The organism is Nostoc sp. CENA543, assembly GCF_002896875.1.
In the GTDB taxonomy this organism is placed as follows: domain Bacteria; phylum Cyanobacteriota; class Cyanobacteriia; order Cyanobacteriales; family Nostocaceae; genus Trichormus.
This window is the reverse complement of record NZ_CP023278.1, coordinates 3,253,579-3,279,953: the sequence shown is the minus strand read 5'-3', so window position 1 is coordinate 3,279,953 and position 26,375 is coordinate 3,253,579. Positions and strand designations below refer to the sequence as shown.

18 protein-coding genes, 2 tRNA genes and 1 pseudogene are annotated in these 26,375 nt (G+C 41.1%); 5 read left to right on the top strand and 16 right to left on the bottom strand.

Going from position 1 to position 26,375, the window contains the following annotated elements:
* The first annotated feature begins 55 nt into the window (after positions 1 to 55).
* Entirely contained in the window at positions 56 to 1,888 is a 1,833-nt protein-coding gene (locus CLI64_RS31570; protein WP_225977584.1) for a pseudouridine synthase, read from the top strand.
* Between the two features lie 25 nt (positions 1,889 to 1,913).
* Here CLI64_RS31570 and CLI64_RS13515 read toward each other — a convergent pair whose 3' ends face one another.
* The 3 genes from CLI64_RS13515 to CLI64_RS13505 all read right to left on the bottom strand — a co-directional run bounded on the left by CLI64_RS13515 (position 1,914) and on the right by CLI64_RS13505 (position 5,872).
* Positions 1,914 to 2,099, bottom strand: coding sequence for a hypothetical protein (locus tag CLI64_RS13515; RefSeq protein ID WP_103137714.1), 186 nt, complete (start codon positions 2,097 to 2,099; stop codon positions 1,914 to 1,916).
* Between the two features lie 11 nt (positions 2,100 to 2,110).
* A complete protein-coding gene (locus CLI64_RS13510; RefSeq protein ID WP_264082503.1) occupies positions 2,111 to 2,548 on the bottom strand; it encodes a type II toxin-antitoxin system VapC family toxin in 438 nt (145 codons plus the stop codon).
* A gap of 147 nt (positions 2,549 to 2,695) precedes the next feature.
* On the bottom strand, positions 2,696 to 5,872 hold the full coding sequence (locus tag CLI64_RS13505; RefSeq protein WP_103137712.1) for a COR domain-containing protein: 3,177 nt from the start codon (positions 5,870 to 5,872) through the stop codon (positions 2,696 to 2,698).
* A gap of 256 nt (positions 5,873 to 6,128) precedes the next feature.
* Here CLI64_RS13505 and CLI64_RS13500 point away from each other — a divergent pair, with 256 nt between their 5' ends.
* On the top strand, positions 6,129 to 6,404 hold the full coding sequence (locus tag CLI64_RS13500; protein WP_103137711.1) for a DUF5132 domain-containing protein: 276 nt from the start codon (positions 6,129 to 6,131) through the stop codon (positions 6,402 to 6,404).
* A gap of 111 nt (positions 6,405 to 6,515) precedes the next feature.
* Here CLI64_RS13500 and CLI64_RS13495 read toward each other — a convergent pair whose 3' ends face one another.
* The 3 genes from CLI64_RS13495 to ilvA all read right to left on the bottom strand — a co-directional run bounded on the left by CLI64_RS13495 (position 6,516) and on the right by ilvA (position 12,658).
* Positions 6,516 to 6,938 carry a hypothetical protein gene (locus CLI64_RS13495; RefSeq protein ID WP_103137710.1) on the bottom strand — a complete coding sequence of 141 codons (423 nt, stop codon included), beginning with the start codon at positions 6,936 to 6,938 and terminating at the stop codon, positions 6,516 to 6,518.
* A 57-nt stretch (positions 6,939 to 6,995) separates the two neighbouring features.
* Complete coding sequence (locus CLI64_RS13490; protein WP_103137709.1) at positions 6,996 to 10,889, bottom strand: DUF4157 domain-containing protein; 3,894 nt, start codon at positions 10,887 to 10,889, stop codon at positions 6,996 to 6,998.
* Positions 10,890 to 11,146: 257 nt separating this feature from the next.
* Positions 11,147 to 12,658, bottom strand: coding sequence for a threonine ammonia-lyase, biosynthetic (gene ilvA, locus CLI64_RS13485; RefSeq protein ID WP_103137708.1), 1,512 nt, complete (start codon positions 12,656 to 12,658; stop codon positions 11,147 to 11,149).
* Between the two features lie 159 nt (positions 12,659 to 12,817).
* Between ilvA and CLI64_RS13480 the strand changes: the two genes are divergently transcribed.
* Entirely contained in the window at positions 12,818 to 13,654 is an 837-nt protein-coding gene (locus tag CLI64_RS13480; RefSeq protein ID WP_103137707.1) for a zinc-dependent peptidase, read from the top strand.
* 10 nt (positions 13,655 to 13,664) lie between these two features.
* Here the strand turns inward: CLI64_RS13480 and CLI64_RS13475 are convergent, their stop codons facing one another.
* The 10 genes from CLI64_RS13475 to murA form a co-directional block, all read right to left on the bottom strand.
* Positions 13,665 to 14,744 carry a glycosyltransferase family 4 protein gene (locus CLI64_RS13475; RefSeq protein ID WP_225977583.1) on the bottom strand — a complete coding sequence of 360 codons (1,080 nt, stop codon included), beginning with the start codon at positions 14,742 to 14,744 and terminating at the stop codon, positions 13,665 to 13,667.
* A 102-nt stretch (positions 14,745 to 14,846) separates the two neighbouring features.
* Positions 14,847 to 16,076, bottom strand: a complete 1,230-nt coding sequence (locus tag CLI64_RS13470) for a polysaccharide pyruvyl transferase family protein (protein ID WP_103137706.1) — start codon at positions 16,074 to 16,076, stop codon at positions 14,847 to 14,849.
* A gap of 6 nt (positions 16,077 to 16,082) precedes the next feature.
* Entirely contained in the window at positions 16,083 to 17,540 is a 1,458-nt protein-coding gene (locus CLI64_RS13465; protein ID WP_103137705.1) for a Coenzyme F420 hydrogenase/dehydrogenase, beta subunit C-terminal domain, read from the bottom strand.
* A 26-nt stretch (positions 17,541 to 17,566) separates the two neighbouring features.
* A complete protein-coding gene (locus CLI64_RS13460; RefSeq protein WP_103137704.1) occupies positions 17,567 to 19,018 on the bottom strand; it encodes an MOP flippase family protein in 1,452 nt (483 codons plus the stop codon).
* Between the two features lie 810 nt (positions 19,019 to 19,828).
* Entirely contained in the window at positions 19,829 to 20,119 is a 291-nt protein-coding gene (locus CLI64_RS13455) for a hypothetical protein (protein WP_103137703.1), read from the bottom strand.
* A 26-nt stretch (positions 20,120 to 20,145) separates the two neighbouring features.
* A tRNA-Leu gene (locus CLI64_RS13450) sits at positions 20,146 to 20,229 on the bottom strand.
* Between the two features lie 74 nt (positions 20,230 to 20,303).
* Positions 20,304 to 21,410 carry an alpha-hydroxy acid oxidase gene (locus CLI64_RS13445; protein ID WP_103137702.1) on the bottom strand — a complete coding sequence of 369 codons (1,107 nt, stop codon included), beginning with the start codon at positions 21,408 to 21,410 and terminating at the stop codon, positions 20,304 to 20,306.
* A gap of 132 nt (positions 21,411 to 21,542) precedes the next feature.
* The gene (locus CLI64_RS13440; protein ID WP_225977582.1) at positions 21,543 to 22,139 is read right to left on the bottom strand and encodes a hypothetical protein; all 597 of its coding nucleotides are present in this window, start codon (positions 22,137 to 22,139) and stop codon (positions 21,543 to 21,545) included.
* A 213-nt stretch (positions 22,140 to 22,352) separates the two neighbouring features.
* A complete protein-coding gene (locus CLI64_RS13435; RefSeq protein WP_103137701.1) occupies positions 22,353 to 23,228 on the bottom strand; it encodes a M48 family metallopeptidase in 876 nt (291 codons plus the stop codon).
* 199 nt (positions 23,229 to 23,427) lie between these two features.
* Positions 23,428 to 24,777 (bottom strand): UDP-N-acetylglucosamine 1-carboxyvinyltransferase, encoded by a 1,350-nt coding sequence (murA, locus tag CLI64_RS13430; protein ID WP_103137700.1) that lies wholly within the window; start codon positions 24,775 to 24,777, stop codon positions 23,428 to 23,430.
* Between the two features lie 265 nt (positions 24,778 to 25,042).
* Here murA and CLI64_RS32170 point away from each other — a divergent pair.
* Both CLI64_RS32170 and CLI64_RS13415 read left to right on the top strand, forming a co-directional pair.
* Positions 25,043 to 26,139: pseudogene (locus CLI64_RS32170) on the top strand (ISAs1 family transposase).
* A 92-nt stretch (positions 26,140 to 26,231) separates the two neighbouring features.
* Positions 26,232 to 26,313, top strand: a tRNA-Leu gene (locus CLI64_RS13415).
* The last annotated feature ends 62 nt before the right edge of the window (positions 26,314 to 26,375 follow it).

Below are 26,375 nucleotides of genomic sequence, written 5' to 3'. Positions count from 1 at the left end.
TTGGATTTTCACCTTCTGCTTCCTTTGCTTTCCTAATCCTTGTTCCTTAGTGTCAATGCTTCTACATCGACTTGCAGATTTTATAGACTCTGATTGGAATAATATTAATCAATCCCCTCGTTATTGGTATGAGGGGCGTTGTCTGCAAACTGGTGATTTACTGAGACTTCCGCGCACATCTTTTGTAGAAGCGATCGCCTGTGGTTTAATGCAACAATTAGCTGAAGATGAGCATTATTCCCGTGAGGGGAAAATGTATGGTGTGTTGTTGGTGGAGTCACCCACGGGGGAACAGCAAGTATTAAAGGCTTTTTCTGGGTTACTCAATGGTGAGAGTGTAGTTGATGGCTGGGTTCCGCCGATTCCAGGAAGGAAACAAGTAGCTTTACAAGAAGCCCAAACTTTAGCTGAATTGGCTGCAATTAAGCAAGAATTAATTAGTCTCCAGCAATTACCCGCCAGACAGGAGTATGAGAGATTATCCCAGGAATTTGCCCAACAGTTGCAAATCATGAGCGATCGCCATGCTCATGCTAAACAGCAACGTCAGCAACAACGCCAGCAACTTTCCGATACACTCACAGGGGAAGCTTTAAATTTAGCTTTAACGCAGTTAGATGAGGAAAGCCGCCAACAGGGGATAGAACGCCGTAACCTCAAACGCCAGCGAGATGTGACTTTAGCGACATTAAAAACAGCGATCGCCACAGCAGATACACGCATCCAGGAACTAAAGCAAAAGCGTAAAGCCATATCTCGACAATTACAAACGCAGATGCACGCGGCTTACTCCCTGATGAATTTTTTAGGGCAATCTTCATCATTACAGCAATTAATGCCCAATGGTTTACCCACGGGAACAGGCGACTGTTGCGCGCCGAAGCTACTACACTACGCCGCTACCCACGGACTCAAACCCCTAGCAATGGCAGAATTTTGGTGGGGAACATCCCATCAAGATAAAAAACTCCACCCACAAGGGGATGGAGTTTTTGGGCATGGGGAATCGGGCATAGGGCATGGGGAAGAAGCTACCAATGCCCTATGCCCTATGCCCCATGTGGCGGGGCTGCTGTCCTTCTCCACCCGCAAGGGGATGGAGTTTCCCGCCGCTTTCGATAAAGTGCAGGGAGAATTTTATGGTGCTTGTGCTGAACGTTGTCAGCCGTTGATGGGGTTTTTGTTGTCTGGTTTGAAACCTAACTTCCCTACAAAGGAAGGGGGAGTTGTAAGCCCCTCCCCTTGTAGGGGAGGGGTTTGGGGAGAGGTCAAAACCATCTACGAAGACGAATATTTAATTGCTGTCAATAAACCCCCTGGTTTACTTTCTGTCCCTGGACGCTATCTAGACACTCAAGATAGCGTCATTAGTCGCTTGCGTAATTCCTTACCTGATGGCGATAATTTAACTGCTGTACATCGCTTAGATCAAGAAACTTCTGGAATCCTCTTGCTAGCGCGTGATTTACCAACCTATCGCCAACTTAGCCAGCAATTTCAACAGCGACAAGTCCACAAGGTTTATGAGGCGATACTTGCAGAGGTTGTCACTCAAGATGAGGGTGTAATTGAATTACCATTGTGGGGAAATCCCGAAAATCGACCTTATCAGCAAGTTAATTGGGAACTTGGTAAACCCAGCGTGACGCGCTTTCGAGTGATAGCGAGAGAAGGGAATTATACCCGCGTGAAATTTGAACCATTAACCGGACGCACCCATCAATTGCGAGTTCATGCTTTGGTAGGATTGGGAGTTGTGATATTAGGCGATCGCTTGTATGGTTGCAATGCTGGGGTGAGTCGCTTACACTTACACGCCAAAGAACTCCGCTTTCAGCATCCCCACACTCAAGCGACTATTCATTTGCAGACTGAAACGCCGTTTTAATCTTTTTACTAGGCTCGTAAACAGTCTATGATGCTGTTGGTTGTGGTTGTTGGGGATAACGTCGCTTGATAGGAAGTTTCACAACTTCGTGTCCACTCACAATTTGCTTTTGGCGTAGATCGCTAAATATAGCTTTTAGGTCATAGTTTAAAGACTTAGCATATTCCTCTCTGTATTTATGGATTTCTTTGACGATATCGTCCTCATACATATTTATTTTCCTCAAGAATCAAATCCCATTAACTCATAAGGTGTACAGATAATGGGTAAATCGTATCCCAGTCCAGAGCTAATCTGTGATAGTTTGCGTTGGATTTGGGCGTTTGCCATATGCTTACAGTTCCATGTTAGCAAGTAATCCAAACCATAAACGGTGGCAAGTGCTATGTGTAACGCATCATTAGCGGCTTTGGGTGGTAAATTGCTTTGCTGCAAAAATTCTTGTGCAAGTTCCATAGCTTCTTCTGTTAAATCCAGAAAAGTCAGGGATTGTAGTAAATTCAGCCTTTGAGATGCGATCGCTGTATCGCCCTTGGCCGCTTCATCCTCTACAATCTCAGAAGCATAAAGCACAAAAAAACCACGACGAGCATTCCACCAATCTTGCGTAATTTTTATATTTGCCGCCAGAATCAAGTTGTCTGTTAATCTGGCAGTCAAGTATCCTAAAATACTGGTTTCAATATAAACGGTTTCCTTGACAGGACTTGATCAAATGTATTTTTTACTCATCCTACAGCATTTGAGCTTTGTCTTGAGACTTTGCGGGAGAATTAATTTCAGTAGATGAATGTAAATATAAAATGTTTAGTCATTTGCAGACTGAAATGCCGTTTTAATCTTTTTACAGATTTCTACTAGTGCTGCATCTTGTTCTGATTCACTCAAGCTTTTTAAAGGCTGTTTGGGGTCATGGACTGCTTGGTATTTAGCAATTTCCGTTTCTTCGTATAAGCTAAAAGTTATAGGTATCCAAATAATTTTTAGCCCCTCATATTTGGCTGCATTTAACAATGGTGGTAACTCATTTTCTGCGATAAAATCTGATGCTAAAAAGTTAGGGCTGACCATTAGCAATGATACCTTTGCTGCTGCTAAAGCGTCTTCAATTTCTTCACGCCACTCATTTCCAGGTTCGATTTTTGTATCATCCCACACTACTAATTTTTGATTGCGAATCATGGGTTTTAAGTGGGTTTGTAATTTAGTTAGCCAGTCTTTATCTAAGTGGCTGTAGCTAATAAAAACTTGATTTCTATTGATATGTGTAACTGTTGCTGATTTTAATTTAGAATTAGTTGTTAGCATATTATCAATCAGCCCACGTACATCTACCATTTGAAAGTTTTTTTGGCATTGAATTTGATAATTATTAATTCCTAGAGAGTTGGATAAAACTTGCAAAGGGTAAGAATAGGGATTTTGGCTACCTTTGCATTGATCACAATTACACGGAACTAGTTCTTGATACTTCAAACGTTCGTAGTAATTATGAATTTTTTCTAGTTCATGCCTAATGATGGCTAATAATTCTTTTTTGTGAATGCCTGACACACGAATTCTAATTTCTCTTTGGTGATAGTATTCAATTACTTCAGCACGGGTTTCATTTTTATTGAGAACAACGCCAGTTTTCCAAACAAGTTTTTGCTGTTCAATAAAATTATGGGTTTCAACAATAAAGCGGCTTAATATACCCTTGGGCATAAATTCATAACTGTATCGTAGAATAAGATTATTAGACTCATTCCATTCGTATTCAGGTTGGTTCGCAGAGAGTAATTGAGGAGCAATATAATTATTAGGAAAACTAGTAATTTCATAGCATAGCTTAAATTTCATCATTAAACGTAATAGTTCTGGTCGCATATCAACATATTTGTTTTCACTCCAAATATTCTCTAAATCATTGCGGGTAAATTTGCCTAAATTTTGAATAACTTGTGTGTTATCTAATACTTTGTAGACTGCATCTGTACCCCAAGTAGGTTTAAGAATTACGGTTTTTCCTAATAAATCATCATCTTGAAAATGAAGGCATACACCTAAATCATGTAGATAACCACTAAGTAGGAGTTTATCTTCTCGTTTGGTAAATCCATGTTGTTGGCAAATATTTAAATATTCTTCTAAAGTAATATACTGCCGTTCATCACTTTCTAAAGCTTTTCGGACTTCAACCCATTTTTTCGGAAGTTCTGTGCCTACGTGGGGTAAGTTACTAATATAGTGTTTGATTTTATTTAAGATTTCTGGTAAGCCGCGATTTGTAGCAAAGTTAGTAGAGAGTGTTTCTTTGAAGTTAGTAAAATTAGACCGTAAATCTCGCTCGTTAATTTCTCTTTTCCGTTCTTGTTTCTCATTTTTGATAACTAGTACGGGGCTATTATCGCTTAGTAGTTCTACCACATTCAGCCAATAGTAAAAATCGGTATCCTCTTTACGAGTATCAGCAACTAAGGTGTAAAGAGAACGTTTAGTGAGGAAAAATTGGTGAGTAGCATGATAAATTGCTTGTCCGCCAAAATCCCATATATTAATCTGGAATTCTCTACCATTATCTAACAGGAACTTCCATTGAATAACATCAATCCCTTCTGTTGATTTCTCATCTTGTTGTAGTTGATAATTCTCATCTTGAATTTTTTTAGCAAGTGTCGTTTTACCTGCGCCACCTTCTCCGACTATAAGTAACTTTGCTTCGTAAATGCGGTCGGTTTCTTGTTCTAACTGTTGTCGGCAAAAATTCAGAATGGCTTCTGTCCCCTGATTAACTATTTCTGGTGGCGGTGATTCAAGAGGATTATCTTGAAGGTAGAGCGATCGCAGGTTGACCAGTTGTCCAAATTCCGGTGGCAGACTGCTCAGTTGATTACCCCAGAGGTCGAGCGATTGCAGGTTGACCAGTTGTCCAAATTCCGGTGGCAGACTGCTCAGTTGATTTCTGCTGAGGAAGAGTGATTGCAGGTTGACCAGTTGTCCAAATTCCGGTGGCAGACTGCTCAGTTGATTACTGCGAAGGTCGAGTGATTGCAGGTTGACCAGTTGTCCAAATTCCGGTGGCAGACTGCTCAGTTGATTACCCCAGAGGTCGAGCGATTGCAGGTTGACCGGTTGCCCAATTTGCGGTGGCAGACTGCTCAGTTGATTTCTGCTGAGGAAGAGTGATTGCAGGTTGATCAGTTGGACAATTTGCGGTGGCAGACTGCTCAGTTGATTACCACTGAGGGAGAGTGACCGCAGGTTGACCAGTTGGACAATTTGTGGTGGCAGACTGCTCAGTTGATTTCTGCTGAGAAAGAGTGATTGCAGGTTGACCAGTTGCCCAATTTGCGGTGGCAGACTGCTCAGTTGATTACCACTGAGGGAGAGTGACCGCAAGTTGACCAGTTGGACAATTTGCGGTGGCAGATTGCTCAGTTGATTACCACTGAGGTCGAGCGATTGCAGGTTAACCAGTTGGACAATTTGCGGTGGCAGATTCCTTAGTTGATTACCACTGAGGTCGAGCGATTGCAGGTTGACCAGTTGCCCAATTTCTGATCTTGGACTGCTCACTTGATTTCTGCTGAGGGAGAGCGATTGCAGGTTGACCAGTTGCCCAATTTGCGGTGGCAGACTGCTCAGTTGATTACCACTGAGGGAGAGTGACCGCAGGTTGAACAGTTGGACAATTTGCGGTGGCAGACTGCTCAGTTGATTACCACTGAGGGAGAGTGACCGCAGGTTGACCAGTTGCCCAATTTGTGGCGGCAGACTGCTCAGTTGATTGGCACTGAGGGAGAGCGATTGCAGGTTGACCAGTTGCCCAATTTGCGGTGGCAGACTGCTCAGTTGATTACTGCTGAGGTAAAGCGATCGCAGGTTCACTAGTTGTCCAATTTCTGGTGGTAATTCTGTTAAACCTTGTCTAGAAAGGTCTAGTTCTGTAACTTTTTCTTTAGCAGCTTGCTCAATAATTCGCAGCAGTTCTTCATTCGTCATAGGAAAGGAGCGATCGCACCGGAAAAATCAGTTTAAATAATAATGTAGCGCGTATAAACCGTTGCAATAGTCCTAGCGAGATTTCGCTGTATCAAGATTTCCGGTTTGAGTTGCAAAGTTTGTTAAATATCTTTTACACAATAATTTTTCAGTTACGAAAAAGTAACATTACATTGCATAATGCTTCACCACTCAGTTTGAATAGTGATATTTGCATTAAAATAAGTTTAAGTACAACAAGGGAGGAAAAATCACTATGTCAGTTAAGCTTTTACCCGACCTTGGAGATTTAACGGAAGGCTTAGGCGTTACGGGGATTGTGGGGATAATTCTTTTACCCATATTCTTGCCAGTTATCGGTAGTGTTGGTAGACCAATAGCTAAAGCGGTGGTTAAAAAAGGCCTGGCTCTTTATGAAAACAATAAAGAGGCTTTAGAAGAATTGCGCGACAACTGGGAAGATATCATCGCAGAAGCTAAGGCGGAAGTGGGTGAAGAACGGATGAAATCGGCTCAACCTACGGATGTTTAGGCAGGGGGGCAGGGGGCAGGGGGCAGGGGAGAAGGAAGAATATTGTTAAGTTGGTTAATTTGTGTCTGGACGTTTCTTGATAACTGCGATCGCCAGCATTGAGATTATTATTCACAGATTTTCTGCAACTTTCTCCAGAAACTCTTTTCCTTCGACTTCTGTAACTTTGTAACTTAACAGGGGTTGATATCGATTTGTCTCTACATTGCCACTATCTGGCTGATCAAACAAATATTTCTCAGCCATACCCAAGAGCATATTACTATTCTCTTTAATCTCCAGCATGATTTGAATGAGTTCTTGCTGGGCGCGATCGTCGAAATCACTCTGTTTTACTACTACTTTGGTAAAGGTGTGGCTACTGACTACATAATCAATGTGCAGCCGTTTGTAGAAAGCAACATAAAAAATTGTGATGCCATACAATCGTGACCAAAATAGGTCATTAAACAGAAATTCTATTTCTATTTCTGTTGTTCCGTCGTCCTTGGGAAACTGACGGATAATATTGCCATCCTGGGTATATACGTCCATAGCACTCCTTATTTAATATCAGTTACCAGTCACTTGATCACTGTTACCCGTTCTCTATTAAATACCCTCTTTTTTTAATAAGTCTTTAAGTTTCTCTCTTAAATCCGTCAACGATTGAATATCTTTAGTAATTTCTACTAGTAATTGTTTCCTTTGTGTGTCTTTTGTGAGTTTATCAAAGTTCTTACTACTTGCTAAGGCTTCATATTCTTTAGCGAATTTGCCATTAATATATGCAAGAACATCTACATAATCTTGCAGTTGTTCTCTACCTTCTAAACCAATAGTAAATCGTACTTCTTTCCCTGTTTCGCCCAAATTTGATACTGGGAAGCCGAAACTAAAGCGCATGGCTACAGGTAATCCTGTTTGACGTAGAATTTGGTTGATGCCATTTTCTAAAATGTCAACGTTGAAGTGATGTATTTCATCGAAACTCTTTGTCTTAGCGAAGGGGTAGATTTTAGCAACAAATTCATCATATCTTAATGCTACGTAGCAAGTACCTTGATCTGTGTTCTCAGCAATCTGGATGGCATTTTGTTTAATATCCAGTTTCTTGAAGGTTTCAACTAACATTTTGTGCAGCTGTTTGGTATTCGCGCGCACATCCTCAATATACTTAACTTGTTCGTCCTTGGTGTGCTTGAACAATGCCTGAAAATACTTTTGAATGGTGGGATCTACTTCGTCTTGCTGTTTGGCAGACTGCAAGGTTTCATTGAATTTCGCCCATTTTTTGGGATCATTGTAAGCAAAGACTAGTCCACCACTCTGTTTATCCATACCCAACTGGGCAAATTTGGTGAGACTCTGCACAAAAACAAGGTTAAGATTGCCTGCTTTAATGTAAGGTTGAGCCGCTTCACGAATAGCGGCAACTTCTGGCTCAGAAGTATGATTGAGGGTGATGTCAATCATGATAGTCAGGCGGAAATCTTTTCCGTCTGGACGCTGGTATATCTTCCCAAACAAATCTTTCATCAGAGAAATTACCTCATTGCGGGCAATTTTCATCTTGGTAGCATCGTTTGGGTGGATGTCAATCATAATCACATCCACTGCTTTTTGAGTCCAGGCTATTTGCCGACAACGTATAGATTTGAGATACTCATCTACAGAACTGGGAGTTTGCAGCCGAACTTTATCTTTACTGCTACTCGTGGTTGAATCAAGCTTATCTCTGAGTTCAAAGTAGATGTTATAAAATGCTTCAATATCGAGCTTGTCACTACCGTTGGCTTTAACTTGTGCGGCTACAGCGTCGTAAGCTTGAGAAAATGCTTTTAAGCCGTAGTCTGTTAGGTGCGCCCCTTGGAAGAATTGGTCTTTATCGCTGGTACCTTCTTTATATTGGGGTGCGTGATAGTTGTAATCCTTGTCATATTCTTGATTATTTAATTCCAATGCCAGAATTACAGCTTCATGAATGCCTTGAATGTTGCGAACGAAGTCTTCTATTTTATCTTGAGAGGCGATCGCATCTTGTAAATGTTGCTGTAACTGTCGCAGCACAAATGCAGGTAAAGGAGAGTCGTCACTCAGTGCGCCGCTAGCTTCGAGGAGTTTGATAGCAGCTTCCGCTTCTACTTTGACATACTCAACATCTTTTGTATATTCGGTCTTAAATTTCTTTAAGGCCTCTTGAGTTTCTTTGAGTTGATCTTCTACTTGTACCAGACTCGTGTATGTTTTCGGATCAAATTTAGTTATTTTATCTTTGACTTTCTGGAGTTTATCTCTAGTTTCTTTGCTAGCTTTGTCCCTTTGCTTTTCAATCACTTCTGTGACAATTTCTTTCAGTGTGGCATCTTTTAACAGCTTACGACTAGCGACAGTGGGGGTAGGAACATTACCAGATTTGTTGATAGCCGTCTTTACAGCCATTTCCATTTTTGAGTCATCAACTAAAATTCCAGATTGCTCAAATTTGTCTGTCTTTTCAAAGGTAATCATCCCACCTGTAGTTACCACCATATTGGCCGTTGAAAAAGCACGCTTAATCTTATCTTTAAGTTGATTGTAGCTGTCCCAACCTTTACCACCACCTGCGGTGAAATCTTCTTGTCTAAAAGTCTTCTTTTTACTTTCTAGATATTTGGTGTAATCATTTTTTATAAGTTCCTGAAAACTCTTATTTTGTAGTTCTTTAGCTACTGTGTCTTCTGAGTTTTTTTCTATTGCCTCTGTTGCCGATATAAAATTTTTCTGGTGAGTAGTCTTTTTAGCTTTTAGGGATTTTAACCATTGATAATAACCTTTTTTATCATTATCTGAAACCAATTTTAACAGTTCATCTTTTTTCTTGCTTTTACCTTGAAAAACCTCTATTTCTGCATCAATCTCAGCATTTGGAATTTCTACTTTGAGAGAATTAGCAATCTCTTGCTGAAGTTTTTCTTGCTCCTCTTGTGGCACAGAGCTATACTTTTTCTTAATTTCTATTTTAGCTAATTGTTCTGCAATACCTTCTACAAGGGCTTTTTTGACTAAATTACCAATGTTTTCAGTAGTCTTTTGATGCTCTGTCGATGTGGTAATCTTCTCCAGCATGGGGGTAATATCAACGAAAGCTTGGGGATTACCTGGCACAGACCAATATTCGTTGAGGTCTTTATCGTTGTAGTAAAGGTATTCAGCCGCTTTAGTAATAGTTTTGCTCAGACCTGTTTGGACTTGACTGACATCTCCAATACCAGAAACTTTTAGTACCTCAAAGAATTTATCTAAGACATCAGCAAAATTGTCTGTGCGGGTCAAGTATAGTTTACTAGCAGGATATTTTGCAGGTAATTTATCTTGCAGAGCTTTAACATAACTGGTAGCAAAGGAACGGAGATATTGACTTTTATCTTGATAATTCAGTGGCGAAGATTGATAATCCATCCGTTCAATTTCTTCGGCACGGAACAGAGCATTAGTAATATACTGTTGCAGCAGATACATAGAAATTGCATTTTTACGCCGCTCTTTTTCTGCGGGTTCTATGCTTTTATCTTCATCAATGCGTGTGTGTTCGGCTAGGGTTTCTTGATATGTTTCTAACCAACCACCAAATTGATAGGTAGTCAAGAAATCATCAAGGGGAAATGTTTCACTAAAGCCATCATCTTTATAGTAAGTATCTGGAGTTTCTTCTTTCCAATACAAAGGTTGCAGTTGGTTACGAATTTGAAAATGTGATTTCTTGTCTTCTTCTATTTTTTTAATTAGTTTGAGTTTAAGTTTAGGTTTTTTATCATCTTGGTAAAAGCCAGGGTGTTTGGGATCTGCTTCTGGTTGACGTTGGATAGCACGACGAGACAAACCACTGCCATTTTGTTGTATGACATGAGTGAGTTCATGGGCTAGTAATTCCTGGCCTCCTCTGTTTGCAGGGTTATAATTTCCCTGACGAAAGAAGATATCTTGACCGGTGGTAAATGCTTTAGCTTGAATTGATTGATTGAGTTGATCAGCTTGAGCATCGGTATGGATATTAACTCTACTAAAATCAGCACCAAAAGCCCTTTCCATTGGTTGTTTAATACTATCGGCTAATGGCTGTCCCCTTCCTTGTGCTTTTTGAATTGACCCTTCAATATCTGGGGTTGCAGTCATTCCTGCTTCTCTTGCCAACTGTATCGGTGTTTCTCTGACTGGAAAATTTATATTTTCATGGTGATAAAGATTCTGCTGATTGATCTCTGGCTGAAGTGTAGATCCCGGCTGATGCTGAATGAGTTGCGTCTGTACTGTTGGGGGTGGTGGTGGTTGATGTCCAGGGGGAAAAATGGATATGTTCGTCAACAGTTGACTAGATATTGACTGTAAATCTGGTTTAGTGTTGGCTGGGGAATCTGCGGGTTCGACTTTGGGCTGAACGATAAAGCTAGGGGTTGTCAACTGATTGGCTGGTGTATTAGAGGAATTTGCAGATTTTCGGGTAGGTTTGTGTTGTCTATCATACATCTGCTGATTCCTCTCAGTAAATTTGTCACTGTGTCTCGGTGTTTATTGCTTGTGTAGCTTGTCACCGTTGTTCACACAGTCAACGCCGATTTTACTATCGCATCCTACATCAATTTATGAACGGACAGTATTAGACTTTCTGCTAATCTTAAGCGATCGCCGAAGGCGGGGCGGAGCATCATCGCCCCGTCTCTTGGGGCATTGGCGACTGTATTCCCATGCCCAATGCCCTATGCCCCATGCCCCATACCCTGGTATCATCCCAAAAACAATTTATACGCCGGATTTTGGCTTTCATCCCAATACTGGTAGCCAAGGGTATCTAAAAACGCTTGCCATTCGCTCATTTCCTGGGGTGGAACTTGCATTCCGACGACAATCCGTCCGTAATCTGCGCCATTGTTGCGGTAGTGGAACATACTAATATTCCAATTAGGACTCATGGAAGCTACAAATTTCATTAACGCGCCGGGACGTTCGGGGAACTCGAAGCGATAGAGTAGTTCATTGTGGGCTAGGGGCGAATGTCCGCCAACCATGTGTCTCAAATGCAGTTTTGTCAGTTCATCATCAGTTAAATCGAGGGTGGCAAAACCGCAATTTTCAAAGGTTTCTACCATTTTGAGTCTATCGGCGCGGTTTTGGATTTGCATCCCGACGAAAATATGGGCTATTTTCTCGTCTGCAATGCGATAGTTAAACTCAGTTAAGTTACGTCTGCCGATACATTCACAAAATTTATGCAGACTTCCGGGGGCTTCGGGGATGGTGACTGCAAAGATGGCTTCGCGGCGTTCGCCAAATTCGGCGCGTTCGGCAACAAAACGCAAACGGTCAAAATTCATATTCGCACCGCAGGCGACGGCGATGAGGGTTTTGTCTTGGATTTGTTCCCGTTCTACATAGGCTTTTGCACCAGCGATCGCTAATGCTCCGGCAGGTTCTAAAATGGAACGTGTATCTTCAAATACATCTTTAATGGCGGCACAGGTATCATCTGTATCGACCAAAATAATTTCATCTACATATTCTTGACACAGCCGGAAGGTTTCTTCCCCGACTTCCCGCACTGCTACCCCATCGGCAAATAAACCGACTTGAGATAACCGCAGCCGTTTTCCGGCTTTTAATGACTGGTGCATAGCGTCAGCATCTACCGGTTCTACACCAATAATTTTGATTTCGGGACGCAGACGTTTGACGTAGGCAGCAATACCAGCAATCAAACCACCGCCACCAATAGCCACAAATATTGCATGAATCGGCTGCTGGTGTTGCCGGAGAATTTCCATGCCTATAGTACCCTGTCCCGCGATGACATGAGGATCATCAAAGGGATGAATGAAGGTTAAACCCTTTTCTGCTTCCAATTGTCTAGCATAGGCGTAGGCATCATCATAGGTATCGCCATGCAATACCACCTCCCCACCCCGCGCTTTGACTGCGTTTACTTTGACTTGGGGTGTAGTCACAGGCATAACGATAATAGCCCTTGTGCCTAACTGTCGCGCACCTAAAGCTACGCCTTGGGCATGATTACCCGCAGAAGCAGCAATGACACCCTGTGCCAGTAAATCTGGCGGGAGGTTGGCCATTTTGTTATACGCACCGCGCAACTTAAAGGAAAACACAGACTGCATATCTTCCCGTTTCAACAGGATTTGATTATTCAGTCTGGCAGAAAGATTCGGGGCATACTCTAAAGGCGATTCTTGAGCAACTTCGTATACGCGAGCAGTCAGTATTTGTACTAGGTAGTCGCAAAGCATGGGGTAGATGAAATGAGCAAGGGCTAGATGAATATTAATTCTACGTTAAGTTTGCCCCAATACTTTGAAGATTATTGGTGTTGGTGTACCCGCTTCGCTAATTATTCCCATGCTGGATGAGATTTGAGTAAGCTAAAGGAGAGCGATCGCTGATTATCAATGGTACAGGCAATTGTTATTTTTATCCTCATTAGCCTGATTCTGTCAGGAATCTGGTTAAGTCCAATACTCAGGAAAAAGCGCAGAAATCGTATTCAAAAGCGTCAATTTCCGACGTTGTGGAATGCTGTTATTGAAAATAATTTACCAATTTATCTTTGTCTTTCTCCTGCGGAACGGCGACAACTTCAAGGACATATACAAGTATTTTTATCAGAAAAACAATTCATTGGCTGTCAAGGATTGCAGGTGACAGAAGAAATGAAAATTATTATTGCGGCTGTCGCTTGTTTACTCCTACTCAATGAAAGGGGTGAATACTTTCCTAAATTACGGTCAATTTTGATTTATCCTAGCACTTATTTTGTTAACCAAACTGTGGCAGTTGATAATTATATCGTGACAGAAAGACGCGATGCCAGATTAGGAGAATCATGGATAAAAGACCAAGTAATATTATCTTGGCAACAGATAAAAATAGATGTGCAAAATTGGCAAGATGGGCGTAATGTGGTGTTGCATGAATTTGCCCATCAGTTAGACCAAGAAGATGGTAAAGCTGAGGGTGTTCCTATTTTGCGACATCAGTCAGATTATGCAATTTGGTCTAGGGTGATGACAGCAGAATATCAACAACTTTGTCGGGATGTACAGCAAGGTCTGAAGACTATAATTGATAGTTATGGTGCAATTAATCCCGCCGAATTTTTTGCTGTAGCGACGGAGACTTTTTTTGAAAAGCCGCAGCAATTACAGCAGAATCATCCTTTGCTTTATGAGCTACTACAAAACTATTATCAATTAGATACAGCAACTATGAAATTTTTCGGTAAATAATTTTGTAATTCTAAAGACAAGAAAGATATACCTCTAAAGTTAACTCTGCAATATTCTTCCAGCTATAGTTGGCAGCTAATTGTTGATTATGTTGACCCATTTCCAGTATTGCCTTTGGTTGATCTAATGTCTGATTCATAGCGTGTATTAAGCCATTTTCATCAGATAAATTATATAAAAATGCCCCTTGATTATCTAACACTTCTCCTAAACAGCCTTTACGGGGAGCTATACAAGCTTTTCCGAAGGACATAGCTAACATAACTGCACCGGATGTTAAAATATCTCGGTAAGGAAAGACAACAACGTCAGCCGCATTCATATATACTTGAATTTTTTCTGGTTCTATATAACCCGGAATAAAATTAATGCGTTGATCATCAGTAATTTTTTGCTGAATTAATTCAGTTAAATCTGCATCTTGACTATTAATCTTCCCAGCAATTACTAATCTAATATTTTCGCTCTTTAACTTCTGAAATGTTTCAATTAGTTCTGGGACTCCTTTGTAGGGACGAATTAACCCCAGAAATAAATATACAGTTTCAGCAGTTTTGATATTTAATTCTGCTCTGGCGGCTTCTCGGCTAATTTTATTTTCGTACCACTCTACATAATTGCCATGTGGAACTACAAAGAGTTTATTTTTATCTTTGAGGTCAAATGTCTTAATTAATTCCTCTTGTGCGGCTTCGCAGTGAGTGATAATTGCATCAGCAAACTTAATGACTGTTTTAGTACATAAATTATTTAAAAAGAGATTTAAATTATCATGATTTTTGAGATTATGTACAGTCCATACCAGTTTAATACCAATTATTTTGAGTATGACTAACTGGATTAAAAAAGCAACTGATTTCAACAGAGATAAAAACCCATTTGTTGAAATACATGATGGTTCTACCCAATGTAAATGCAGAATATCTGGTTTCCAATGTTTAATAACCATCGGAAAGAAAAAAGTAGAGGAAGAGAACGGCTGTTGTATCTCTACTTTTAAACCGATTTTTCTCAAGTTATCAATTAATTGCTCTTGATATGGATTCCCGTCTACACGGGGTAGAAAAATTGATGTGATTTGTGCCATCATGAGGAAAAATATATGATAAATATCATCTTTAGGTATTGCTGATGATGATTAAAAATTGCAATGTTTGTTTGCTAACTTTTAATTTCAGCAACACCCAAATTTCTATGATTTGAGAATATTTGAAATCATGTCAAAATTAGCAGCAGCAGCCTGCTTGGCTGATGGTAAAACCTGCTGGAGATGATGAGCGACTTCATGACGTTGTTTCCAAGCATTAGTAACAGCTTCACAAGCTAAATCAACATTCAGAAATTTTTGAATTGAGATAAGTAATTCATGATGAAGTGTTGTTGAGCCTAAAAGATCAGCCATGATACCTTCAGCCTTGACAGAATAACCAACTGGCATGGTACAGATACCACTTGAAAGACCAGCGATCGCAGGGTGCATTCTCTCAGCTACAATCATGTCACAAGCGGCAATTAAGCCCTTAAACTCAGCCGCAGAATGATCTGCACCAGCTAAATGAACTTGGGCATTATACTCTAATGCTTGTAGCAATTGAGTGGCAAAAATGCGATCATCATTATTAGCATTAGTTTCTTGAACATGAGGAATAATTAACACCTGAGCATGAAATTCATTCACCATCAGCTTGACTACCTCAGTCCAGACAAGAATATGCTTTTCATAGTCTTGAGCAGCATAACGACAAATCGCTTGACTTGGTGCGATCGCAATTTTTGGTTTATCTAGCTCAATACCATAATTACTCAGCATTGTAGCCACAACTTCTGAAGATGGTGGTTGTAATAAAAAAGCTGGGTCAGCAGTATGTTTAACTAATGCCGCATCTAAACCTAAATCTTTAGTAACATATTTATAAGATAGTTCTTCTCGCACCGAAACTAACTGGCATCGACGCGCCACTTCTAACCATTTGTCAGCCTCTTTTTGAGTTTTGAATGGGCCGATTGATTGAGCTAAAAAAACAACTGCTACACCAGCATCTAAAGCTAATTCTAAGGGATACAAATGTCTATCTAAAGCACTATAGTCTGAACTGAAAACATCTCCTCCCGATGCAATCACAATTGATGCGTTACGAATCTCTTGTAAATTAGATTGGTAGCCGAGTGATAAAGGTTGATAAAACTTCAAAACAGGAGCTAATTTTTTTAGCCATTGTTTGTTACTAAATCTTCGTAAGTAATCTTTAATTGGCGTTGCACCCAAGGACTGCAAACGTAACTCATCATAATCAGGAGAATCAGTTAATACACTAATAGCTAAATCAGGCTGACGTTGTTGCAACTGTTCAATTGTAGGTACAACTAAAGCTTCCACGCCTCGATTGCGTAGTCCAGTGATTCCAGTGATGATTGCTTTCATGGCAGTTTAACCTCTATTAAAATTACCCAGAAAATTGAGCAAGATATTTTTAATCCGTCTGGCAATTCTTTTCCCTAAAGACCCTTGATATAGCTGTTTGTATTTCCGCACTAAGGGGTCTATCTGCTGTTTAAATACAGAAAATTCACCCGCTTTAACAGCATTTTTAAAAGCAATATGACTTGCTGCTGCTAAAGCTACTCGCATGATTTGGCGTGCTTGCAAGTTTTGATTCAGATGACTAGCATTTGGCTTCACCCGCTTTTGGGGATACCATTCACCAGCTTGTTGAGTTAAGTACAAGCGATAAGCTAAACCTTCTCGTCGGTGCTGAAAGCCAGATTTTTGTGACTTTGCTACTTCATCCGCACTAATTCTATCCATCTGTAACTTTCCCGCACTCATCCCCGCTTCCATCATGTCGCGAATGACTGGATGACGCACTATCACTACATTTGTACCTTGACTATCCTTGACATATTGAGGTAGCCAAGCATCCCCGACTGTAACATCTGCGGTTTCTGCTACCACATCATCACAATAATCGCAGGCTTTATATTTGAAAAAACCCAAACCCCAGTCTGTCCCGTAGAGGTCATACACAGGACTACTACAAGTGACTATCTTACCAGCTTGCAGCCCTGTCACTTCTATACCGTAGCGGTTAGCGTTGGCATCGGGTAATTTGTGGCGGAAGTCTATTGCTAGTAGGTTATCTGGTTCAATACCGCATTGCCAAGCTAACATTTCAGCAAAGCCTGTACTTTTGAGATGACCGCAAATTAAACCCACACAAAACCGGATGCGTTCAGCTAATATCGGGTCTTGGCGCATCAATAAACGCACGGCTTTAATAAAACAGGGAATTCCTACAATGGCGTAACGTCCTGGTCGTTCCCGAATCAGTTGCATAACTTGTGACATTTCCACTGGGTAGTAACGGGACTTAGCACCGTTGCGTACCTCTTCTATGGTGGTGGAAAGTTGGTAGTGAAATAATCTGGGGTCAGTGGGTGAGGGATGACGTTGGTGAATGTGGATAACACCATCTACTAAACCTTGAGTGAGGAGATTTGTAACAATCCAGGTTCCCATTCCTCCTGAACTACCGCGATCGCGATAATTATCTTCTACCACATAACCTGCGTAAGTATCTAAATAATAACCAATTTGCTGATGATATTTACCATCACGACCGAATAATTCTTGGCTAATTTGGTCTTCATTTAAACTCTGATTAGAAAATGGACAAACAGATAAGATTCCCCCACTAGAAAATGTGGATTTTGTTACTGTGTCGGTAGTGGCTTGCAATTTCTTATCTGCATCTAATTTCATTTGTATTGGTGAACCACTCACAGCCGCACAAGCACCACAACCCACACAATAACCCCCCTCAATCACCGTTTCTCGTAACTGGTTAATTTCAGAATTTTGAATTTTTGCTGTAATTTGTTCCGTCATCCTCACTAGTCCTATATTTTACTGTTCTAACGAGCAATCTTGACTACTTGCCAAAATAGTTTCGGTGACATCAAAAAAATTGATAAAATATAAACCAATGCGCCAACTAATATAGAAATAGCTAATATCGCCTCAGAATTTATTAAGCTACTCAGAAAATATTTGACTGTAAATATCGCGCCTAACATAGTTATTGTTGCGGCTAAAGGTGCAGCACCTTGGCGTAAATAGGTGAATATATTAATCCGCACTAGTTTCCACACTACCCAAACCGTCAAAGGTGACATGAGATAACTTCTAATCACATAAGCAGCAGCCACCGCCACAATTCCCCATTGCACTGCTATAGCAAAAGCAATAATATTACTCACAGCTTGCACACCGTCTAAGGCTAATTTCCAAGCAGGTTTTCCCACTGCCATAATGACAGAACCATTGAAATAGAAATAAGCATAAAGAATCCCTACTAAATTCAACACCTGCATGACTGGAATACTTGCTAGCCATTGTTCGCCAAATACGACTTTTACTATTTCCGGTGCTAAAATTACCAGTCCAAAAAAGCCAGGAAACGTAATTAAGCTAGTCAGTTTGATAGCTTCATACAAAGCATGGCGCAAACGTTCTGGTTCGTCTTGCAATCTCGAAAATGTCGGTAAAGAAACTCTAGAAATAACACTAGTTAGCAGTTCTGTGACAACTAATAATAAGCGATAAGCTACAGTATAATATCCCAGAGCCACTGACCCTAAAAAATAACCAATTAAAAAATCATCAGAACGACGATTTAAGAAGTTGAAAATATTCATTCCCAGGACATTCACGCCAAAGGAAAATAAATCATGAAAGTGGCGTTGGGAAAATTTCCATCCTGGTCGCCAGTCACACACCCGCCACAATACTAAAACTTGTACTAAACTGCTGCTAATTTGTTGTGCGACTAGACTCCACACACCAAATCCCATCAACGCCATAGTTACGCCAACGACACCACCAATAAATACTCCAATAAGTGTCCGTTTGGCTAAAGATTTAAATGCTAATTGACGCTGAAGAATCGCATTCTGCACACTGCTCAAAGCAATGAAGATAAAACTCACAGATAACCAGCGTATGATGGGGATGATGGCTGGTTCTTTAAAGAAATTGCCAATTAAATCTGCACTAGCAATAGTAATTATTGCCAAAAATGTCCCCATACCTAAATTAGTCCAAAAAGCAGTATCTAAATGCTCTGGTTCTAATTCTTTCCTTTGAATAATTGCCTGGGAAAATCCTTGGTCAACAAATACCTGTAAAAAATTTAAAAATATACTTGCTAAAGCGACTAAACCAAAGGTTTGTGGCCCTAATAACCGCGCTAATAAAAAGAAAACCCCAAAAGAAATTGCTTGGCGACCCCAACTTTCAATTGCAGACCAAAATACTCCTAAAAGAGCTTTCTGACGTAAATTTGATGATGCTTTTGGAGATTCCATCGCCAGCTTTACCAATAATATGGATTAAAAGTTTGATATTTTGAACCTTTGCCAAAAATCCTGAGATACATATATTTTTATTGGGGTTTAACTGTGTTAAAACCTAACGTGAGTTAGATGAGTGCTTTTTGACCTTACCCCCAACCCCTCTCCTACAAGGAGAGGTTAGTAAAGACCACATTCTTCTTTGTTCTCCGTCTTCTAAAAAAGACGCTACGCGTAGCTTGCTTCTCGCCTTTGAGAAGAGTGAGGTCTATCCACGTTCAAGCAAAACCACAGAGAAAAAGCCAAGCAGCACAAAGACATTTAACTCTTGAAGTATGTTTTCCAAGTGTTCAATTATTCGTATTTGAGGTCTAATAGACAACAGAAACTACAGCTAAACTTAAATAGCTTATATTTGTTTTGCTGTGTGCAGTAAACCGCAAAACCGAGAGAATTATTGTTAGTTATGTAGTGAAAGACTTAGTAGATATAAACTAACTAATACACACCATAGATAGTTTAATCTTGTAACAGCAGCAATTCATGCTGAGATAGTTGAATGATTTTAATCCTGACATAGCCAATAGGGAAACACACTGATATAAACTTGGGTTAGCTGGGATTTTTATTCACTAAATCGTGTTAGTAATAATTACCCGCAACCGCATACTAGCTTACTAGCTGATTCCAGATTGTTACAACCTTCGTCATAAACTTTACATTTACTTCATACTTTTCTCTGATTTTCTCTAAATTGGTTCATACAAGCATTACATTTTCATTACGATTTCATTAATATCACTGAGGTAAATATCTTGATGATTCTCATTTAATTTTGCTTGTGTGTTTCTCAGACATATCCATAACGCATTTAATATTTGTATAAGTACAAATATGCAAATTTATACGTAAAACCAATAAAAAAACAGGGAAGAAAAAATCTTCCCTGTTTTTGTTGTCGTTTTGATTGTTTTGCTTGTTTTGCTTGTTAGCTTCTTTGAGCTTTTGGCGTAACATTTGGCGTTGCTTTTTGATTTGTCGCTTTCTAGCTGAACCGCCTTTACCTTTGTCGTTTCTCCCTTCGCGACGGGGGGATTCCCATCTTTTGAGTCTCATATATTTTGTTTTTATCTGGTGGACAGTGGGCAGGAGGAGAATCGAACTCCTATGACCGCAAGGTCGCCACATTTTGAGTGTGGTGCGTCTACCAGTTTCGCCACCCGCCCTTGATGCAACTTTCCTATTATAATCACTAGATAACTTTAATGCAAGGAGTCAGACGAAAATTTTTGCTGATTCCCTATTTTTTGTTGTGTGTCACTAAACTAGGGTCAATATCTTGTATCTGAGCTACGCCACTTAAAGACATTGCCACTTTCATTTCATCTTGTAGTAACGAGATCACATGAGATACACCAACTTGTCCACCTGCTGCTAGTCCCCACAGAATAGGTCTGCCAATTAATACGGCCTTAGCACCCATAGCCAAGGCTTTGAGTATATCTGTACCGCGCCGGATACCGCCATCTAATAAGACCTCTACTTGACCATCAACTGCGGCGACGATTTCAGGGAGAGCATCAAAAGAAGCGATCGCACCGTCTAATTGTCTGCCGCCATGATTGGAAACTACAATGGCTTTAGCTCCATATTCCACCGCACGCGCCGCATCATCACCGCGCAAAATGCCTTTGACTACCAAAGGTAAAGGTGATAAAGATTGTAACCATTCTAAATCGCGCCACGTTAATGACGGGTCTAGCTGTTGGGCAAAGTAAGTCAATAACCCAGACTCCCCCTGTGCTTGAGGAATATTTAAGCCGGAGATAGTAGTAATATTCGCTAGAGTTAACCCTGATGGTAAGGTAAATTCGTTACGTTTATCCCGTTCTCGCTGACCCAGCACAGGCGCATCAACCGTCAGACAAAGAGCTTTGTAACCTGCTGCGTAAGCTCTTTCAACTAAGGCGCGAGTTAAACCCCTGTCTTTGTGGATGTATAATTGAAACCATTGCAAAGAGTGGGGAAATTTATGTCCAACCCCAGCGACGGCTTCTAAACTTTGAGTAGACATGGTACTTAACACCATACCCACGCCAGTCGATGCAGCCGCCATTGCGGTGGCTAGTTCACCTTCAGGATGAGCCAGACATTGAAAAGCCATTGGTGCAATTAATAGGGGAAATTCGAGATTTTCACCTAATATTGTCGTTTTTAGACTCAATTGACTCACATCTACAAGCATTCGCGGCCGTAATTTCACACGCTCAAAGGCAGCACGATTATCTCGTAGTGTAATTTCGTCCCCAGCACCACTGCTGTAATAGTCGAGTGCCATCTTAGACAGATGCTTTGGTGCTAACTGTTCATATTCAAAGAGATTGATGGGATTTACAGCCTCTGTCATGGTAGCGATCGCAACTTAACCAGACTTATTTTAGAGTAGATGGCGATCGCTCATCCAAAATTTTTAGCAACTCATCTCACGCCACCGAGTAAAACACGTCATTGATTTGTAAATTTAAATTGCCCATCTCCTCTACAGGAATCTAGCTAATAACTCTTCCCGTGATAGTTGTAGCAATAAAGGTGTGAATTCTTCTGGAGTTAATGCTAATAAAGGTGTAATAACCTCCCTTAATTGAGCATCTATTTCACCAAATCGAACTTGTAACAAGTTTTCTATAACTTGACGACGTTCTGCTTTCACTCCTTCTTGAATACCTTCTTGAATACCTTCTTGTTTAGTGCTTGATAACCTTTGCTCATACAGTTGGCGTGCTTCGTCAATTCCGGCTTGTTTTGCTTCTGCTAACTTCTGCTCGTAAATTGGTGATAGGCGCATAATTAAATTTCTATCCTCCTCGTCTACATTTTGATTCACTTCTAAAGTAGTCTTCAAACTTAACAATAAATCAATTGCTTTTGCTCGGAAAGGATGGTCTTGGGGAAGTGCTTCTAGTTCATCTATTGCTTGTTGCTGGACTCTACCCTTACCTAAAATTCTCAACCATAATGTTTCCTCAGTACGTGGTAATTGATGAATTGCGATAATTGCTGTCCGTAGATAATCTGCTAAAAAATGAACTCCTGCTTCCCAGTTTTCTAAATCTAAACTGGCTCTAAACCCACTCAATATAGATTCAGAAGCCGTTGGTGATAAAATCCAAAGTCGGGGTAATTCTGATTCCTTAATTCGGTTTTCATCACCCTTAGTCTGACGTTTTAACTCAGCAAAAATATCAAATAACTTGTTCAGTCAATAGTCAATAGTCATTAGTCATTAGTCATTAGTCATTAGTCATTAGTTTTTCCCCCACACCCCTACACCCTTACACCCCTAGATTATTTACCAGTTACGCCAACCTCCTTTGGGTGCTGCTTCACTAATGTATTCTTGTCCGTGGGTTTGTAATAAATTTTGATATTCTTGACTACTTGCCCAACGGTCAATTTCTCTGGCTCTTAAGACTGGTACAGGGTGAGTTAATTCGGCTGTACGGGCTGTTTTGAGCATTTCCCCAAGTTCGGTTTTACTAATATCATCGTAAGCACGGGCTTGGGCAATAAAAGCATCGAGATTGAGTTTGGGTGCAAGAGTTGGTGAACCCCCGGCTAATTTCATCAACACAGACATCACCACTTTGGGGTTTTGGGTGGCTAGTAAAGCAGCGCGATCGCAGGTAAACTCAGCACAGCGTACCCATTCTAAAAGTTGTGCTTGGATAGCTTGAGCCACGACAGCCCCAATGTTAGGTAGTACACCTGCGGCTAATATTAATAAATTCACAGGTGTTAAATAAACACTATGGTCACACTTGAGATGTCCTAACTCATGGGCAATTACCGCCTGTATCTCTTCTGGGGTCAGGATATCAATTAAAGAAGTGTGCAGCACGACAAAAGGCTGCTTACCCCGCATTGCAAAAGTATAGGCATTAGGTGCAGGGTGTTGCCTAACGTATAATTGCGGTGGCTCAATGTCTAAAACTTTGCAAGCTTCTATTAATAGGTGATGTAACTCAGGTAGTTGATTTTCCCCTACCAACACACTAGAAGCAATATTTTCTACATAAAAAACCTGCTCTGCCATTGGCCCTAGCACGTTTCTCACCAGCATATCCAAACCGGGTATTTGCTTAAGAGCTTGGGTAGCTTCCAAATCTAATGGATGACGAAATGAGTCAGCTTTTAAACCGATGAGTGAGGATTTAAACACAGACATGATTTAGCCGGCTGGAAAAACAAAATATCAACAGCCTCCCACAGTTAGTATAACGATTTGGGAAATGGGGCATGGGGAATGGGGCAAGCAGGAAGTGTGGGAGGGGTGGGAGGATAGGGAAGAAATCTTTCCCCCTTCTCTCCCCACACTTCCCACACTTCCCCATTCCCAGTCCCCAGTCCCCAGTCCCCAGTCCCTGTTAATTCGCTGCTTTCTCTGCTTCGGCTGGAACTTCCCCAACTCGCAGGATTCTTGCACCTAGTTGTTGCAATTTCACATCTATTTGATCGTAACCCCGATCAAGGTGATGTAATCCCTGAATGGTGGTTTGTCCTTCGGCTGCTAGTCCGGCTAGGACTAAGGCGGCTGATGCTCTTAAGTCAGTACCGATGACCGGCGCGCCAGATAATATCGGTACTCCCCGCACAAATGCGGTATTACCCTTGACACGGATATCTGCACCTAAGCGGTTTAACTCGGAAGCATGGCGCAGGCGATTTTCAAAGACAGCTTCGTTAATGATGCTGTCGCCTTCTGCTAAGGTGAGTAAAGCCATGAATGGTGCTTGCATATCTGTGGGAAAACCTGGATGGGGCAAGGTTTCGATGTCCGTTGCTTTCAGGGTTTCGGCGGGAAGAATGCGTAAGCAATTTGGTGCTTCTTCGATGATAGTGACACCAATATCCCGCAGTTTGGCAATCACTGGAATTAGGTGATCGGAAATGACTGGGGAAATGATAATATCTGAGCGAGTGATAGCACCAGCTACTAAAAATGTCCCGGCTTCGATGCGATCGGGAATAATAGGATAGTCAACGGAATGTAACTGTGGTACGCCAACTACAGTAATAGTGCTGCTACCAGCACCCTGAATTTTCGCGCCCATTGCGTTACAGAAGTTGGCTAAATCTACTACTTCCGGCTCTCTAGCGGCATTTTCAATAATGGTTTCACCATCAGCTAAGGTGGCGGCCATCATCAAGGTTTCTGTCGCCCCGACGCTGGGAGTATCTAAGTAAATTTTCGCACCTTTTAATCTGCCATTAGTTCCCGGAACATAGGCATTACAAATACCATGTTCAATCTGTACTTCGGCTCCCATTGCTTGCAGTCCTCGGACGTGCAGGTCAACTGGTCTTGCACCAATGGCACAACCCCCTGGTAATGGCATTTGTGCCACTCCCAAGCGGGCTAAAATTGGCCCAATAGCAAAGAAACTAGCCCGCAGTTGGGTAACTAGTTCGTAGGGAGCTTTTGATGTAGCAATTTCACTGGCGTTGATATCTAAAATATCACCTTGTCTGGTCAGGCGTACACCCAATGCTGAAATGACCTCAGCCATCCGTTCTACGTCCGCCAACAGGGGAACGTTACGAATTCGACAATCACCAGAACAAAGCAAAGCTCCAGCCATGATGACTAAGGCAGAATTTTTAGCCCCACTGATTTTGACGTGTCCCTTTAAAGGATGCCCACCCCATATTTGCAAGACTGAGGAGTCTACTGCTACAGCAGGTTTAGCTTCCGGTAAGCTGCTAGAAGAATTAATAAGCCTACCTCCAAAATAAATACATAATTTTAAAGTTAGAAGTTGGTTTTGATTCTACAGTAAAGATTTGATTTGTATACATTTTGTCTCAATTTGTAGGCAGGAGACAGGAGGAAATAGGCAGGAGGCATGAGGCTTTGAGTGATTTTTTCATTTTCACTCCACCTCTACACCCTTACACCCTTATACCCTAGGGCTAATTCATTGTAATGAGAGAAAAATTAAACTAGAAATCATCCCGACCTCAAGTGTACTGTGGTGTGAAATGAGTAGTAGTTTGATAGCGGCATTACAAAGCATAGAAGACTATCGCGCTCCTCGTGGCAAACGTTATCCACTATGGGTAATGTTATTGCTAGTAATTTTAGGAACATTAAGTGAATGCTACGGATATACCGCACTAGAAGATTTTTGTGTACGACATTATCAAGGATTATGTGAACATTTAGGGGTCAAGTATAAGCGTTTGCCCAGTGATTCGACTTTTCGGCGGCTGTTTGAGCAATTAGACTTTGAAACACTGACAGAGAGCTTTGTTGGGTGGGCAAAAATCGATGCTGACATCCAAGCGGGAGAATGGTTAGCCGTGGATGGCAAAAGTATCAAAAGTACGGTCACTGGACACAATCAGTCCTACCAAAACTTTGTTAATGTCGTCTCTGTATACAGTCATCACAAAGGAGTGGTGGTAGCTTTGAAGCAATTCCAGAACAATGAACAAAGTGAAATCAAAGTCGTACAACAACTAATCCAGACTTTGGAACTGACGGGTGTAGTGTTGACCTTTGATGCTTTACATTGTCAAAAAAAACTTTGCAGTTAATTGTTAACAGTGGCAATGATTACTTAGTGGGCATTAAAGCCAACCAACCCAAACTCTTGAATTATGCACAAACCATTTCACAACAACTTCTCCCAGATGCTATCGACATTCAAATCGAACGCACACGCGGACGTATTATTCAACGTAGTGTCAAAGTCTATGAACTGATGGATGGCATTGACCCCAGTTGGGAAAAGGCGCAAAGCTTGATTGTTGTTGAGCGTCATGGTTCCAGAGATGGGCAATCTTTTGCAACTTTGAGTTACTACCTCAGTAGTCTCAAGACATCTGCTCTTCACTTTGCTCATGCTATTCGCGGACATCGAGATATTGAGAACGGATTACATTGGGTCAAAGATGTTGTTTTTGGTGAAGATACTGCTCCCATTCGTACTTACAATGCTGCTACTAACTGGTCAATCATTCGTACTTTCGTGATTAATCTGCTCCGTGGCCAGGGTTATCGCTCATTGACCAAAGCACTTCGATTTCTCTGCCATGATTTAAATCAGCTTTTTTCTCTTTTGACAATGAATTAGCCCTACCTTATACCCTTACACCCCTTTTCGGGCTGGTTGACACAAATCAATAATTAAGCGATAATGATAAATCGTGAGTATGCAAACCGCAAGCGGAACTGGCGGAATTGGCAGACGCGCTAGATTCAGGTTCTAGTGCCGCAAGGCTTCCGGGTTCAAGTCCCGGGTTCCGCATGAAACTAAGTGCTGAGTTGTGAGTAGTGAGTGCTGAGTATTCATTACTCACTACTCAGCAC